The 14057-nt window shown below is 70.6% G+C and carries 15 protein-coding genes and 1 pseudogene; 8 read left to right on the top strand and 8 right to left on the bottom strand.

Going from position 1 to position 14057, the window contains the following annotated elements:
• Nucleotides 1–139 precede the first annotated feature (139 nt).
• The 7 genes and pseudogenes from TFC3_RS12930 to pcaH all read right to left on the bottom strand — a co-directional run bounded on the left by TFC3_RS12930 (nt 140) and on the right by pcaH (nt 5562).
• Nucleotides 140–1150 carry a LacI family DNA-binding transcriptional regulator gene (locus TFC3_RS12930; RefSeq protein ID WP_067499498.1) on the bottom strand — a complete coding sequence of 337 codons (1011 nt, stop codon included), beginning with the start codon at nt 1148–1150 and terminating at the stop codon, nt 140–142.
• A complete protein-coding gene (locus tag TFC3_RS12925; protein WP_067499496.1) occupies nt 1147–1938 on the bottom strand; it encodes a DeoR/GlpR family DNA-binding transcription regulator in 792 nt (263 codons plus the stop codon). Before TFC3_RS12925 ends, TFC3_RS12930 begins: the two co-directional genes overlap by 4 nt.
• Nucleotides 1939–2038: 100 nt before the next feature.
• On the bottom strand, nt 2039–2419 hold the full coding sequence (pcaC, locus tag TFC3_RS40455) for a 4-carboxymuconolactone decarboxylase (RefSeq protein WP_369819672.1): 381 nt from the start codon (nt 2417–2419) through the stop codon (nt 2039–2041).
• A 30-nt stretch (nt 2420–2449) separates the two neighbouring features.
• Nucleotides 2450–3031: pseudogene (locus TFC3_RS40450) on the bottom strand (alpha/beta fold hydrolase); the annotation flags it as partial.
• A gap of 125 nt (nt 3032–3156) precedes the next feature.
• Nucleotides 3157–4317 (bottom strand): lyase family protein, encoded by a 1161-nt coding sequence (locus TFC3_RS12915; protein WP_067499492.1) that lies wholly within the window; start codon nt 4315–4317, stop codon nt 3157–3159.
• On the bottom strand, nt 4310–4831 hold the full coding sequence (pcaG, locus tag TFC3_RS12910; RefSeq protein ID WP_067499490.1) for a protocatechuate 3,4-dioxygenase subunit alpha: 522 nt from the start codon (nt 4829–4831) through the stop codon (nt 4310–4312). The genes TFC3_RS12915 and pcaG overlap by 8 nt, the downstream gene beginning before the upstream one ends.
• The gene (gene pcaH / locus TFC3_RS12905) at nt 4828–5562 is read right to left on the bottom strand and encodes a protocatechuate 3,4-dioxygenase subunit beta (RefSeq protein WP_067499488.1); all 735 of its coding nucleotides are present in this window, start codon (nt 5560–5562) and stop codon (nt 4828–4830) included. Before pcaH ends, pcaG begins: the two co-directional genes overlap by 4 nt.
• Before the next feature lie 68 nt (nt 5563–5630).
• Here pcaH and TFC3_RS12900 point away from each other — a divergent pair, with 68 nt between their 5' ends.
• The 7 genes from TFC3_RS12900 to iolD all read left to right on the top strand — a co-directional run bounded on the left by TFC3_RS12900 (nt 5631) and on the right by iolD (nt 11819).
• Nucleotides 5631–6377, top strand: a complete 747-nt coding sequence (locus TFC3_RS12900; RefSeq protein ID WP_067499486.1) for an IclR family transcriptional regulator — start codon at nt 5631–5633, stop codon at nt 6375–6377.
• A 44-nt stretch (nt 6378–6421) separates the two neighbouring features.
• Nucleotides 6422–7564 (top strand): 4-hydroxybenzoate 3-monooxygenase, encoded by a 1143-nt coding sequence (locus TFC3_RS12895; RefSeq protein ID WP_067499484.1) that lies wholly within the window; start codon nt 6422–6424, stop codon nt 7562–7564.
• Between the two features lie 8 nt (nt 7565–7572).
• Nucleotides 7573–8127, top strand: coding sequence for a nuclear transport factor 2 family protein (locus TFC3_RS12890; RefSeq protein WP_236718103.1), 555 nt, complete (start codon nt 7573–7575; stop codon nt 8125–8127).
• Between the two features lie 224 nt (nt 8128–8351).
• Nucleotides 8352–8594, top strand: coding sequence for an MFS transporter (locus TFC3_RS12885; RefSeq protein ID WP_067499481.1), 243 nt, complete (start codon nt 8352–8354; stop codon nt 8592–8594).
• On the top strand, nt 8591–9544 hold the full coding sequence (gene iolC, locus TFC3_RS12880) for a 5-dehydro-2-deoxygluconokinase (protein WP_067506551.1): 954 nt from the start codon (nt 8591–8593) through the stop codon (nt 9542–9544). Before TFC3_RS12885 ends, iolC begins: the two co-directional genes overlap by 4 nt.
• Nucleotides 9541–9924: an aldehyde dehydrogenase family protein gene (locus tag TFC3_RS37010; RefSeq protein WP_067499479.1), complete on the top strand. Its 384-nt coding sequence runs from the start codon at nt 9541–9543 to the stop codon at nt 9922–9924. Before iolC ends, TFC3_RS37010 begins: the two co-directional genes overlap by 4 nt.
• A gap of 2 nt (nt 9925–9926) precedes the next feature.
• Nucleotides 9927–11819 (top strand): 3D-(3,5/4)-trihydroxycyclohexane-1,2-dione acylhydrolase (decyclizing), encoded by a 1893-nt coding sequence (iolD, locus tag TFC3_RS12870; protein ID WP_067499477.1) that lies wholly within the window; start codon nt 9927–9929, stop codon nt 11817–11819.
• A 117-nt stretch (nt 11820–11936) separates the two neighbouring features.
• Here the strand turns inward: iolD and TFC3_RS12865 are convergent, their stop codons facing one another.
• A complete protein-coding gene (locus TFC3_RS12865; RefSeq protein ID WP_067499475.1) occupies nt 11937–12791 on the bottom strand; it encodes a hypothetical protein in 855 nt (284 codons plus the stop codon).
• Between the two features lie 91 nt (nt 12792–12882).
• On the opposite strand from TFC3_RS12865, the gene TFC3_RS12860 reads away from it, so the two are divergent.
• Nucleotides 12883–14037, top strand: coding sequence for an endonuclease (locus tag TFC3_RS12860; RefSeq protein WP_201787153.1), 1155 nt, complete (start codon nt 12883–12885; stop codon nt 14035–14037).
• The last annotated feature ends 20 nt before the right edge of the window (nt 14038–14057 follow it).

Genomic DNA, 14057 nt, shown 5'->3' with positions numbered 1-14057 from the left:
GCAATGCGGTGATGGTAAACCGCCGGCAAAAGACTTATCGGTCGCACGCCCCGGTCGAAAGGCGCCCCATTCGGCACACAGCCCTGACCGAACGGATAGGACGGCTACACCTGGTCGCGCACTCGTCGTGCGCGCGTGCTCACCGGGAGGGCTTGGGTGCCGCGGTGGTGCTGCGGATGACCAGCGAAGGGTCCAGCACGATGCGGCGGGTGCCGGTGCGGCCCTGTTCCAGCCGTTCGACGATGGCGTCCAGGGCTGCTTCGGCCATGCCGGCGACGTCCTGGCGTACCGTTGTCAGGTCGATGAACGACAGCTGGGCCACGCCGCTGTCGTCGAAGCCCACCACCGCCACGTCGCCGGGCACTGCCGAGCCGGTCCGGATCAACGTGTCGAGCACCCCGTGGGCGCACCGGTCGTTGCTGGTGAAAATGGCGGTCGGCAAAACCTTTTCCCCCATCAGCCGCCGTACGGCCGCAGCCCCCGATTCCTCCGTGTGATCGCCGCCCAGTACGCGCACGAAGTCCCCGAGCCCGTTGCGCCGCATCGCCCGCTCATACCCGCGCCGACGATGTTGTGACCCGGTCCGATCCCCGCCGTCCACGTGCAGGATGTCGCGGTGCCCCAGCCCGGCGAGGTGCTCGACGGCCAGCCGCGCACCCCGCTCGTCGGCCGCCCGCACCACGTCCACCCCCTCGCCGGACGAACGCCATCCGATGGCGACGATCGGTACCCGTTCCGCGGCCACCGCCAGCTCCGCCGCCGTGGTCGCCGGCCCGAGCAGGATCATTGCCTCACACCGGTACGCCAGCAGCTCCTCCACCGCGTGCCGCTCGTCGCGTCCGGGTCCCAGCGCTCCCAGCACCACGTGATAGCCCCGCTGTTGCGCGCCCGGGTAGATCGCCTCGACCAGGTCCACGTCGAAGGGCTGGCGCATCGTGAACAGCACCCCGATGTGCCGGCTGCGGTGCCGGCGCAGCACCTGGGCGGCCAGGTTGGGACGGTATCCGATCTCCTCGGCGGTGCGGAACACCCGCTCGCGGGTGGCCGGGCTGGCACCGGGCGCGTTGCGGAACACCAGCGACACCAACGCCTGCGACACCCCGGCCCGCGCGGCCACATCGCGCATGGTCGGTCGCACCGGGCGGGTCATGCCGATCGCTCGGCCGGTACCGCGGTGTTCTCCCCGGCGAGTAGCACCCGCACCCCGGCCGCGTGCAGCGCCCGTTCCATCCGGCTCGGCGGCCGGGCGTCGGTGACCAGGGTGTCGATGCGCCCGAGCAGGCCGAGCAACAGCGGGGCCGAGTCGGTGAAACACCCGTGGGAAGCCAGCACGACGCTGCGAGCGGCGACCGTGAGCAGGGCGCGTTTCACCGAGGCTTCGGCGTCGGATTGAGCATAGGCCCCTCGCGGATCAAGGGCATCAACGGACAGGAAGAACAGCCCCACCCGTACGGTCTGAGCGGCAGCCACGGTCCCCGCGCCGACAAAGGCCGAGATGCTCGGGCACAGTTCGCCGCCCAGCCCCACGACCCGTGGCCCGGGCCGGCTCATCAGCATCTGGATCACCGGCACGGAATGGGTCACCACCGTGCCGGAGAACTTCTCCGGTAGCGCCCGCGCCAGCTCGTAGCCCAGGATGCCGGCGTCGATGGCGATGGTGTCAGCGCCGCCGACCAGCGCCGCCGCCCGCCGCCCGATCTCCACCTGACCGGCCACATCCGGCCCGGCACACCGTCCCGCCTCCCGCAAGGTCGGCGCGGCCAAGCTGGCTCCCCCGTACACCCGGCGGACGTGCCCGTCCTGCTCAAGGCTGCGCAGGTCCCGGCGGATCGTCATGTGCGAGACGCCGTACGCCCGCGTCAGATCGGCGATCGACAGGAACCCCTCAGCCCGCAACGCGGAGACGATCGACTCGCGCCGCTCGGTTGTACTCTCCATCAGCCCTCCACTAGTACGTTGCACTAGTACGAACCAGGGCTCAGTCTGCTGAGGGCTCGCCAACCCGGTCAATCGCCGTGGCTGATGGTGCGAAAGACGCCTACTCCGGCCCCTCGAGAACGCGCTGGGCGATCCGGAAAGCGGTGTTCGCGGCCGGTACGCCACAGTAGATCGCGGTTTGCAGCAACACTTCCTTGATCTCCTCGGTGCTCAGACCGTTGGTGCGCGCCGCGCGTACGTGCATCGCCAGCTCCTCCTGATGCCCGAGCGCGACCAGCGCCGTCAGCGTGATCATCGAGCGGCTGCGGCGATCCAGTCCCGGGCGGTTCCAGATGCCGTCCCACGCGTACGTGGTGATCAGGTCCTGGAAGTCGCGGGTGAAGGCGGTGGTGCCGGCCTCGGCCCGGTCGACGTGGGCGTCACCGAGCACCTCGCGCCGTACGGCCGGCCCGGGGGAGTCGCCGAAGTGGTCGTCGAGCAGTGCGGCCACCGCGTCCGGTCGCTCGGCCGGGGCCAGGTGCGCCACGTCGGCCAGCACGACCAGCCGGCCCTGGGCCACTTCGCCGGCGATCAGCGCAAGACCGTCGGCTGGGGTGGGTCTGTCGTCGGCCCCGGCGATCGCGAGCACCGGCACGGTGATCCCGGCGAGCCGGTCGCGGACGTCGAAGCCGGCCAGCGCCTCGCACGAGCGGGCATAGCTTTCCGGGTCGGTGGCCCGCAGTGCGGCGATCAACGGTTGGGTGACCTCGGGGTGGCGCTGCGGGAACCCGGGAGCGAACCAGCGTTCGATCGACCCCGCGACCACCGTTTCGAGCCCGGCGCTGCGCACCAGGGCGGCCCGGTCGTGCCAGCCGGCCGGTTCGCCGATCTTCGCGCCGGTGCAGATCAGCGCGGCCGACTCGACCCGGTCCGGGGCATCCAGCAGCAGTTGCAGGCCGACCGTGCCGCCAAGCGACACCCCGGCGTACCGGAACCGCTCGCCCGGCCGTAACTGATCAGCCAGCGCAAGCACCTTCCGGGCCAGGACGGGCACGCCGGCCGTCTCGGCGTCGGGGGCGCTGCGGCCCTGGCCGGGTAGATCCCAGCCGACCACGTGGAAATTGCCGCGCAGCCGGTCGGCGCAGGCACCCCACAGGGCTTCGGCGGTAGTGCCGACAGAGGGCCCGAGCAGCAGCAACGGCTGGCCCGGACGGTCGTGGAAGACGGTTGCTGCGATGCTCACCTGGGTCCCGCCCGTTGAAGGATGGCGTCGATGATGGCGTCGGTGGCACCCCGGTAGGGTCCCGCGACATGGTGCCGGCGCTGCTCCGCGTCGATGCCGGGCCGGGCGGCGCTCAGCGTAGCGGCCATCCGGGCGGCGTCGACGTGCAGCTCGGCGCAGAGCTCGGCGGCCTGCGACACCGCGACCACGGTACGCCGCCCGAGCGTGCGTAACGTCGCCCACTCGACGTGCCACGCGCCGTCGGGCCGCTCGTCGACCACTCCGGCGGCGGCCGCGTGCAAGGTGGTGGCCAGCGGTGGCCCGGCGATCGCTGCGCGGTGCACGAGCACGGCCAGCACCGGGTTCTGCTTGTTGGGCATGGCCGATGAACCGCCGCGCCCCGGGCCGGCCCCTTCGACGAGTTCATGGATCTCGGGGCGGCTTCCGATGAGGATGTCGTTGGCGATGCGGCCTACCGCGTCGGTGCAACCGACCAGCGCATCCCCGGCCAGGGTCACCGGCGCGCGGCTGGTGTGCCACTGTGGACGTACCGGCAACGCAAGCTCGTGGGCCGCGGCCTGGACCCAGGCGTGCGCCTTGCCGACGGAACCGGCCAGGGCGACGGGCGCGGCCAGGCTGCCCGCCGCGCCGCCCACCTGGATCGGCAGCCGCGCCGAGGTCAGACGATCGCGGGCATCGAGCACACCCTGCAGCCAGCCGGCCGCCTTCAGCCCGAAAGTGATCGGTACGGCATGCTGGGTCAGGGTGCGCCCGGCCATCGACGTGTCGCGGTGCCGGTCGGCCAGCCCGGCCAGCGTCGCGACCAGCGCATCCACATCCTCGGACAGCCGGTTCACCGTGTCGCGCAGGCACACCGCCAGCGCCGTGTCCAGAACATCCTGGCTGGTCAGCCCGGCATGAAGGTGCTCGCGCAGGGACGGATCGGCGCGCTCGCGCAGCACAGCCAGCATCGCGGTGACCGGATTCCCGCCCTTCTCCGCCTCCTCGGCCAGCCGCGGAAGGTCATCGGGACCGGTAAGCCCGGCGAGGGTGGCGGTGGTGCCCGGGTGCTGAGCGGTCAGCCAGGCTTGTTCGACGCGCAGCATGGCGTGCAGGAACGCGGCGTCGGTGAACAGGTCGCCAGCACGGTGATCGCCGGGCCACAGCAGATCAGCCATGGCTCAGGAACACGGTTTCGCCCTCGCCCTGCAAGCGGATGTCGAAGCGCAGGCCACGCGGTTCGGCTTGGGCGATCAGGGTGGCGCGGCGCTGTGCGGACAACGAGGTCAGCAGTGCGTCGGCCGGGTCGGGCGACGGCAGGTAGGCGCGGGTGAACAGGCGGTCGAGCAGGCCGCGGGCGAACACGGTGACCGCGAAAAACGGGGCCGAGCCGCCGGGAGCGCAGGTGGAGAACCAGTAGTGGCCGTCGGCGTCGGTGGCGGCGCGCCCCCAGCCGGTGAAGGTCCAGCCGTCGCGGTGAAAGGAACCGGGTTCCTGCACGACCGAACCGTCGGGGCCGGGCTGCCAGATCTCGATCAGGGCATCGGGAACGGGATTGCCGTCGCCGTCGGCGACGTTGCCGTGCAACCGGATCGCCGCGGGATCAGCCGGTGGCACCAGCTCGTTACCGCCGTCGAAGGGCAGGCCGAGGTGGAAGAACGGGCCGACGGTCTGCCCGGGTGCGGGGATCACGCGTTTCCCTCCGCCTCGAACGGGGTGCGGTGGCTGCCGGTCAGCACGATGTCCCACCGGTATCCGGTGCTGTGTTCGGGAGTCGTGATGCTGTGGTCGTACCGGGAAAGCAAAGCCTGCCGGGCCTTGGGGTCGGTGATCGACTGGTAGATCGGGTCCAGGTCGAACAATGGATCGCCGGGAAAGTACATCTGGGTCACGAGCCGCTGGGTGAAGGCGGTGCCGAACACCGAGAAGTGAATGTGCGCCGGGCGCCAGGCATTGAGATGATTACGCCACGGGTACGGTCCCGGCTTGACGGTCAGGAACCGGTACGTTCCGTCTGCCCCGGTCAGGCATCGCCCGGCCCCGGTGAAATGGGGATCCAGCGGCGCCGGGTGCTGGTCGCGCTGATGCCAGTACCGGCCCGCCGCGTTTGCCTGCCAGATCTCCACCAGCTGATGCGCCACCGGACGCCCACCGCTGTCCACCACGCGCCCGGTCACCACCATCCGCTCGCCGATCGGCTCCCCGGCATGCCGCCGGGTCAGATCGGCCTCGGCGTCGTCCACATCGCGCCGGCCGAAGCAAGGCGCCCACAACTCCACGCCCTCCGGATCGGCGGGTACCGGATCCAGCTCGGGATGCCGCGCCGAACTGCTGCGGTACGCGGGATAGTCGAGCCGCGGCTGCCGGCCGGACAGCCCGGCCACCGCGCCGATCTGCGCGCTGATGTCCGCCTGAGTGCTCACGTTCGAGACGCTAGGCTCCGCGGCTTTCCGGCGCGATACTTGCCTTCCGCTGACCGGAAGGGGCCGCTGTGGCTGTCAGTGTCACCTCCCGCGCACTGGATCTGCTCGGCGCCTTCGACACCGGGCACCGCCGCCTCACCCTCAGCGCAATGGCCCGCCGCGCCGGGCTGCCGCTGGCCACCGCGCATCGCCTGGCCGGGGAACTGCACCGCTGGGGAGCCCTGGACCGCGCCGCCTCGGGGGAGTACGTGATCGGCCGCCGTTTGTGGGACCTTGGACTGCTCGCCCCGGTGCAGTCGGGTCTGCGCCACGCCGCTTCGCCGTTCCTGCACGACCTGTACGCCGCCACGCTCGCCACCGTGCACCTGGCGGTCCGCGACGACGCCGAGGTGCTCTACGTCGACCGGCTGGCCGGGCACGTCTCGGTGCCGGTGGTCAGCGAGGCCGGCACCCGGTTGCCGATGCACGCCACCGGCGTCGGCAAGGTGCTGCTGGCGTACGCGCCGGAGAACGTGGTCGTGCGGGTGCTCGCCGGGCTGACCCGGGTCACCCCCTACACCGTCACCGAGCCGGCCCGGCTGCTGACCCAGCTGCGCCGGGTGTGGGCCGAGGGCTACGCGACCACGGGGGAGGAGATGAGCCTGGGCGCGTGCTCGGTGGCGGTGCCGGTGCGCGGGCCGGGTGGGAGCGTGGTGGCCGCGCTGGGCATCGTGGTGCCCGACCTGCGCCGCGGGCGGGCCCGGTTGGTGGCGGCGCTGCAGGTGGCGGCGAGTGGCATCGGCCGTACCTTGTCCTGCACGTCTTCCGTTCAGTGAAACGGTTCCTTGCCGTTGTCTGCGGCTGCGCGTTGGCTGAGCCGATGAGGACCCAGGTCGCGATCATCGGCGCCGGCCCGGCCGGTCTGCTGCTCGCCCATCTGCTGGCCCGCGGCGGGGTGGCGGCGATCGTGGTGGAGACCCGCTCGCAGCAGTACGTGGCCGCGCGTATCCGGGCCGGCATCCTCGAGCAATCCAGCGTCTCGCTGCTCACCGAGGCCGGGCTGGGCGACCGGCTGCACGCGCAGGGCCAGGAGCACCGGGGGATCTACCTGCAATGGCCGGGGCAGCGGCACCACCTGGACTTCATGGACCTGGCCGGGCGCAGCGTGTGGGTTTATGGCCAGACCGAGGTGCAGAAGGACCTCGTGGCGGCGGGGACGGCCGAGGTCATCTACGAAGTGTCGGGCACCGCACTGCACGACGTGACCACCGATCGGCCGTATGTGACATTCACTGAATCGGACGGCAAGCCCGGGCGCATCGACGCCGACGTGATCGCCGGCTGCGACGGGTCGTTCGGTCCGAGCCGCCATGCGGTGCCGTCGCGGGCCTTTGAGCGGACGTACCCGTATTCCTGGCTCGGAATCTTGGCAGAGGTTGCCCCCTCAACCGACGAGCTGATCTACGCCTGGCACCCCGGCGGTTTCGCCCTGCACTCGATGCGCTCGCCCACGGTGAGCCGGCTCTACCTGCAGGTCCCGAACGGCACCGACCCGTCCGCCTGGTCCGACCGGCAGATCTGGGACGAGCTGGCCAAGCGCCTCGGGCACGGCCAGGACGGCTGGAAGCTGACCCCCGGCCCGATCACCGGCAAGAGCGTCCTGCCGATGCGCAGCTATGTGCAGACCCCCATGCGCCACGGCCGGCTGTTCCTGGCCGGGGACGCCGCGCACATCGTGCCGCCCACCGGCGCCAAGGGGTTGAACCTGGCGATCCGGGACGTGGCGTTGCTGAGCCGTGCCCTGGTGGCGTTGCTGCGCTCGAAGGACCCACGGCTGGCCGGCGCGTATTCGGATACAGCGCTGCAACGGGTGTGGCGGTGTACGCATTTCTCATGGTGGATGACCACGATGCTGCACACCTCCGGCGACCCGTTCGACGCGCAGTTGCAGTTGTCGCAGCTACGGTGGGTGGTGTCCAGCCGGGCGGGCGCGGCCGGGCTCGCCGAGAACTATGCGGGATAGTGTCGGGTATGGATGTCATTGCCCTCCGCGACGCAGGGCACGTAAGCGCGGACTTCGTCATCGTGGCGTCCGGCTCCCTCCCCGATGACGGTCTGCTGCCTATCGAGAAAACGGACCCGGTACCACACCGTTGTGGGTCTCCGAGCGATAACCGCACCGCAGACAGGAGAGACATGACCGAGTTTCGCAAGGCTGTGGAGGCGCGCGACTCCGAGGCGATCGCCGCAACTCTCGCGGACACTGTGGTGTTTCGCAGCCCCGTGGCGTTTCGGCCGTACGAGGGAAAACCCATCACCGCCGCGATCCTGCGTGGCGTCCTGCGGGTCTTCGAGGACTTTCAGTATGTCCGCGAGATGAGCAGTGATGGCGGCCGGGATCACGCCCTGGTCTTCCGCACGCGCATCGGGGACACCGCCGTTGAGGGGTGCGATTTCCTGCACCTCGATGAGGACGGCTTGATCGATGAGTTGACCGTCATGGTGCGTCCGTTGTCGGCTGCGCAGACCTTGGCCGCGGCGATGGCGGCTCAGTTCGAGCGGATCAAGGGCGACGCGGGGTCCTGAGTCCGAGCGTCGGCCGCCCGGACACCGCAGGTCAGCGAATGCCACCGGATCTCCGGCGAGGACGCCTGCAGTGTTAAGGCTGCATCACCGCGAGCCTCTCACTGTGCGGGCTGGCACGCCCCCGCGTTAGCAGTGCACCACTTCCGCGCCGCACCTTGAAATGCCCGTCGCGACCCGGGGATTGTCACGGTGTTCGATGGGTGCCGCGCGGACGGAGGCGTTTGATGGCGGGTTTCAGGCGCTCCAGATTCCTGGTCAAGCTGACGATCATCTCCACGCTGGGGGCGACGCTCACGTTCGGGTTGTTCGCTGTCGTCAACGCCTGCTCGTTCCTGTTCGTGCTGCGCTTCTGCCCGGAGACCCGGGGCCGCTCGCTGGAGGAGCTGGAGGACGACTTCCGCGAGCATGACCCGGCCCGCTTCGTCCGGGCGGCGCCGGCCGGCGTCACCGGGTCGTGCACACCATGACCGCCGGGTTCGACGTGGTGACCATGGGCCGGATCGGTGTCGACATCTACCCGCTGCAGATCGGGGTCTCGCTGCGCCAGGTCGAGACGTTCGGCAAGTACCTGGGCGGCAGCGCCACCAACGTCGCGGTCGCCGCGGCCCGCTACGGCCGGCGCACCGCGGTGATCACCCGCACCGGCGCCGACCCGTTCGGCGAGTTCCTGCACGACGCGCTGCGCGGCTACGGCGTTGACGACCGGTACGTCACCGCGGTCCCCGGCCTGCCGACGCCGGTGACCTTCTGCGAGATTTTCCCGCCGGACGATTTCCCGTTGTACTTCTACCGTTTTCCCAAGGCACCGGACCTGGAGATCCGCCCCGGGGAACTCGACTTGGACGCGATCCGAGCCGCCAAGGTCTTCTGGGTAACCGTTACCGGGCTCAGCCAGGAGCCCAGCCGCAGCGCCACGCTGGCCGCGCTCCGGGCCCGTGACCGCGCCGGCATCACCGTGCTGGATCTGGACTACCGGCCGATGTTCTGGTCCTCACGCGCCGAGGCCCGATCCTGGGTCGAGCAGGCGCTGCCGCTGGCCACGGTCGTGGCCGGCAACCGCGACGAGTGGGAAACCGCGGTGGGGGACCGGCCACCGGAAGCGGCGGCGCAGGCCGCCCTCGACATCGGTGCCGACCTGGCGATTGTCAAGCAGGGCCCGCGCGGGGTGCTCGGGCGCGACGCCAAGCACACCGTGGAAGTGCCGCCGGTTCCGGTCGACGTGGTCAACGGGCTCGGCGCGGGCGACGCGTTCGGCGGGGCGCTGTGCCACAGCCTGCTCGCCGGCTGGGATCTCGAACGGACACTGCGGTTCTGCAACGCCGCCGGGGCTATCGTCGCGAGCCAGCTGTCCTGCTCCGACGCCATGCCCGAGGTCGATGCCGTGGAACGCAAGCTAGGCGGAGGAGAACTTTCATGAGCACCGTTCAGCGTTGGATCAACGGGGCCGGCGTGGCCGGGGCGTCGGTGCTGCCCGACGCCAACCTGGAGTTCGCCGCGAACCACATCACCGCGGCGGCCCACGGTCCGGCCGGTCGGCGTTGCATGGCGATCTCGGTGGCCGTGGTGGTGGACAGCATCGGCGATGAGCTGGTCGACCTGCTCAAGCGAAGGGCGCTGGTGGTGGACGGGCGATCCGAGATCAAGGGGGGCATCGACCTGATCAACCGCAACCCGTACGGCAACGGCACCTGCTTGTTCACCGGCATCCGGTTCTGCACCCTCGGCAAGGTCGTCACCGCGCGGTGGCCCGAACTCGACGAACCCGCCGCGCACCTGCACTTCCCGGTGGCGGTGTGAGCATGGCTACCGTCCGGCTCACCGTCGCCCAGGCGGTCGTACGGTTCCTGGGCTGCCAGTACAGCGAACGCGACGGCGCCGAGCACCGGCTGATCCCGGGCTGCTTCGGCATCTTCGGGCACGGCAACGTCGCCGGGATGGCTCAGGCGTTGCTCGAAGCCCAGGTCACCGGCTCGGCCGACCTGCCGTACTACCTTGCGCGCAACGAGCAGGGCATGGTGCACGCGGCGGCCGGGTACGCCAAGACGCTGAACCGGTTGCAGACGCTGGCCTGCACGGCCTCGATCGGGCCGGGTTCGACCAACATGCTCACCGGCGCGGCGCTCGCCACCGTCAACCGGCTGCCGGTGCTGCTGCTGCCCAGCGACATCTTCGCCACCCGGGCCGCGGTGCCGGTGCTGCAGGAACTGGAGAACCCGGGCAGCTACGACGTGTCGGTTAACGATGCGTTCCGGCCGCTGTCGCGTTTCTTCGACCGGGTGTGGCGTCCCGAGCAACTGCCGCAGGCCCTGCTCGGCGCGATGCGGGTGCTGACCGACCCGGCCCGGACCGGCGCGGTGACCGTGGCGCTGCCGCAGGACGTGCAGGCCGAGGCGTACGACTGGCCGGTCGAACTGTTCGCCCGGCGCGTCTGGCCCATCGCGCGCCCGGTCCCCGAACCGGCAGCCCTGGACCGGGCCGTCGCGGTGCTGCGCGCGGCCCGCCGCCCTCTCATCGTGGCCGGTGGCGGGGTCATCTACGCCGAGGCGACCGAGGCGCTGCGCCGGTTCGCGCAGAGCACCGGGATACCGGTCTGCGACACCCAGGCCGGCAAGGGCAGCCTGCTCTGGGACCACCCGCAGGCCGTCGGCGGCGTGGGTTCCACCGGCTCGCAAGCAGCGAACGCGCTGGCCCGTGACGCCGATGTCGTGCTCGGCATCGGCACCCGCTACAGCGACTTCACGACCGCCTCGCGGACGGCTTTCCAGGATCCCGGGGTGCGCTTCGTCAACCTCAACGTCGCCGGGTTCGACGCCGCCAAGCACACCGGCGTCATGCTCGTCGCCGACGCGCGCACCGGGCTGGACGCGTTGACCGAGGCCCTGTCCAGCTATCGGGTCGGCGACGGCTACCGCACGCGATACCGGCAGTTGACCGACGACTGGAACCAGGTGGTCGACCGGGCTGTGCACCTGGGCCATCAGCCGCTGCCGGCGCAGAGCGAGGTGCTCGGCGCGCTCAACGAGATGATGAGCCCGCGCGACATCGTGGTGCAGGCGGCCGGAAGCATGCCCGGGGACCTGCAGATGCTGTGGCGCGCCGGCGATGCGAAGCAGTACAGCGTCGAGTACGGCTTCTCCTGCATGGGTTTCGAGATCGCCGGGGCGCTGGGGGTCAAGCTGGCCGCCCCCGACCGGGATGTGTTCGCGCTGGTCGGCGATGGCTCGTACCTGATGATGGCGCAGGAGATCGTCACCTCGGTCGCCGAGGGGCTCAAGCTGATCGTCATCATCGTGCAGAACCACGGTTTCGCGTCGATCGGGGAGTTGTCGGAGAAGCTGGGATCGCAGCGCTTCGGCACCGCCTACCGCTACCGCAACGCCGGAACCGGGCAGCTCGACGGCGCCAAGCTGCCCATCGACCTGGCCGCCAACGCGCAGAGCCTGGGCGCCGAGGTGATCCGGGTGCGCACGATCGACGGGTTCCGCGACGCCATCAAGCACGCCAAGGCCGCCGCGAGCACCACGGCCATCCACATCGAAACCGACCCGCTCGCCCCGGTGCCATCCTCGGGTGGCTGGTGGGACGTGCCGGTGTCGCAGGTCAGCGAGCTGGCCAGCACCCGGGCGGCGTACCAGGACTACGCGCAGCACAAGGCCGGGCAGCGCCCGCTGATCGAGGGAGGAACACCATGACCGATCTGTCCCAGCTACGGCCGGCGCGGGCCCGTCCACTGCGTGTTCGGCTGGGAGGAGGACGCCGACGCCCTCCATCGCCGCATGCTCGACCGGGTCCGCGCCGAGCCGGGCTGATCAGCGCACGGCGTTCAGATGCCCCAGCAGCGTCGTGGTCGCCGGGCCGGCCGGGACAGGGAAGGCCAGCGAGGCGTTGCCGGCGTCGACAGCGATCACGTTGACATCACGGAACCGCTCGTGTGCGAACGTCCGGACCTGGTTGATCCGGGCGTGCGGCAGCACCGTGCGGCCCATGGAGAGCACCTTGTCGTTGCCGTAGCTGAACCATTCGCGGCGGTGCAGCACCTGGGTCTCGCGGTGGTCGGCGAGCCAGAGGCTGGCGTGCAGCGTGGTGCGGCGCACGTGGCGTTGCACCACCCGGCGCGCGATGTCGCACACCAGCCGCATGCCCGGTTCCGCGGCCACCGTGTTCGCGTACGCGGTGAGCAGCCCGGTGTCCTCGACGTCCAGGGCCGGGGCGCCGGGCACCGGGAAGCTGTCCGCGGGCACGCTGGACGGCAGGTACAGCCCGCGGACCAGCTCGATCAGGGTGGCCATGGGCTTGGGGTCGGCGGCGTTGTAGGGCACGAGCGCCACGGCGCCGTCGACGGTGAACACGCCCAGATGCCCGTCGAGCAGGTTGGTGGTGTCCACCAGCGCGGCGATGCGGTCGAGGGGCACGTCAACGGTGTGGTACCTGTCGTCGTGGCGGCTCAGGATGGTCAGGTTCGCCGCGCCGACCGCGATCAGGTGGTCGTACAGGTGCGTGTCGGGGGTGGCGTTGCGGCGTTCGATCAAGCGGGGGAGCTTGAGCACCAGACGCTGCGCCTCGGGAATGATCCCGGCGCCGCGGAAGAGCCGCGGGAGATCCTCCGAGGAGGTCACCTGCTGGATCCAGGGCCCGAAGGCGTCGTACTCGCTCACGCGTCGCATGGGGCGAAGTATGACGAAGCTGGTATGCCCGCGTGCGGCCCGGGTTCTCTAGAGTGATCATCATCTATGAAGGCTGGTGGACGGAGTTTCGATGCCCGCACCGATGCGCTTTCGCCGTACCGTGGCACTTGCCGCACCTGTTTTCCTGGCCCTTGTTGTTACGGTTCTGCGGATTCCGGCCGGCTCGGCGGCGGCCACGCTGACGGTCGCCCAGGCCATTGCCAACCAGAGCGGCACGGGCACGGTGCGCGGCTACGTCGTCGGTGAGCCGACCGCGACCGCCACGGTGCGCACCAGCGGCTTCACCGGCGACACCGCCATCGCCCTGGCCGACAGCAGCGCCGAGACCAGCACCGCGAAGATGCTCTACGTGCAGGTGACCAGCACGTACCGGGCCTCGTTCGGGTTGCAGACCAACCCGGGGCTGATGGGCTCGGCGGTCACCGTGACCGGGACGCTGGCCGCGTACTTCACCCACCCGGGTCTCAAGTCGCCCACCGCGATGACCGGCTCAACCTCGCCGACGCCCACACCCCCGCCCCCGCCGACCGGCGGCACCGACGCCTACTATGCCGCGGCCGCCGGGAAGTCCGGGACCGCGCTGCGCACCTCGCTGCACACGATCATCTCCACCGGGGTGACCAAGCTGTCGTACGACGCGGTCTGGAACGCCCTGAAGGTCACCGACCAGGACCCGGCCAACTCGGCAAACGTCATCCTGCTGTACTCGGGCAAGAGCCGGGCCAAGACCCTCAACGGCGGCGACACCGGCGACTGGAACCGCGAGCACGTCTGGGCCAAATCCCACGGCGACTTCGGCACCAGCGCCGGCCCCGGCACCGACCTGCACCACCTGCGCCCCGAGGACGTCGCCGTCAACTCGCTGCGCGACAATAAGGACTTCGACGACGGCGGTACGGCGGTCAGCGGCGCCACCGGCAACTACACCGACGCCGACTCCTGGGAGCCCCGCAACGCCGTCAAGGGCGACGTGGCCCGCATGATCTTCTACATGGCCATCCGCTACGAAGGCGGTGACGGCTACCCCAACCTCGAGGTCGACAACGCCACGAGCGGCGGCACCGCGCCCCGCCTCGGCCGGCTGTCAACCCTGCTGGAATGGAACGCCGAGGACCCGCCGGACGCCTTCGAACGCAACCGCAACCAGGTCATCTACGCCACCTACCAGCACAACCGCAACCCGTTCATCGACCACCCGGAATGGGTGGCCTCGGTCTTCGGCTGACCCCGTTCCCGGCGAGGACC

The organism is Actinoplanes sp. TFC3 (genome assembly GCF_001553785.1).
GTDB lineage: Bacteria > Actinomycetota > Actinomycetes > Mycobacteriales > Micromonosporaceae > Actinoplanes.
The sequence above is the reverse complement of the archived record's forward strand: the minus strand, read 5'-3'. Positions and strand labels throughout refer to the sequence as shown.

Excerpts from the sequence above, each read along its gene's own strand:
- TFC3_RS12885 (WP_067499481.1), top strand. The coding sequence starts at position 8,352 with ATGGCGGGTTTCAGGCGCTCCAGATTCCTGGTCAAGCTGACGATCATC.
- TFC3_RS37010 (WP_067499479.1), top strand. The coding sequence starts at position 9,541 with ATGAGCACCGTTCAGCGTTGGATCAACGGGGCCGGCGTGGCCGGGGCG.
- TFC3_RS12865 (WP_067499475.1), bottom strand. The coding sequence starts at position 12,791 with ATGCGACGCGTGAGCGAGTACGACGCCTTCGGGCCCTGGATCCAGCAG.
- TFC3_RS12930 (WP_067499498.1), bottom strand. The coding sequence starts at position 1,150 with ATGACCCGCCCGGTGCGACCGACCATGCGCGATGTGGCCGCGCGGGCC.
- TFC3_RS12915 (WP_067499492.1), bottom strand. The coding sequence starts at position 4,317 with ATGGCTGATCTGCTGTGGCCCGGCGATCACCGTGCTGGCGACCTGTTC.
- TFC3_RS12925 (WP_067499496.1), bottom strand. The coding sequence starts at position 1,938 with ATGGAGAGTACAACCGAGCGGCGCGAGTCGATCGTCTCCGCGTTGCGG.
- TFC3_RS12895 (WP_067499484.1), top strand. The coding sequence starts at position 6,422 with ATGAGGACCCAGGTCGCGATCATCGGCGCCGGCCCGGCCGGTCTGCTG.
- iolC (WP_067506551.1), top strand. The coding sequence starts at position 8,591 with ATGACCGCCGGGTTCGACGTGGTGACCATGGGCCGGATCGGTGTCGAC.
- TFC3_RS12890 (WP_236718103.1), top strand. The coding sequence starts at position 7,573 with ATGGATGTCATTGCCCTCCGCGACGCAGGGCACGTAAGCGCGGACTTC.
- iolD (WP_067499477.1), top strand. The coding sequence starts at position 9,927 with ATGGCTACCGTCCGGCTCACCGTCGCCCAGGCGGTCGTACGGTTCCTG.
- TFC3_RS12860 (WP_201787153.1), top strand. The coding sequence starts at position 12,883 with ATGCCCGCACCGATGCGCTTTCGCCGTACCGTGGCACTTGCCGCACCT.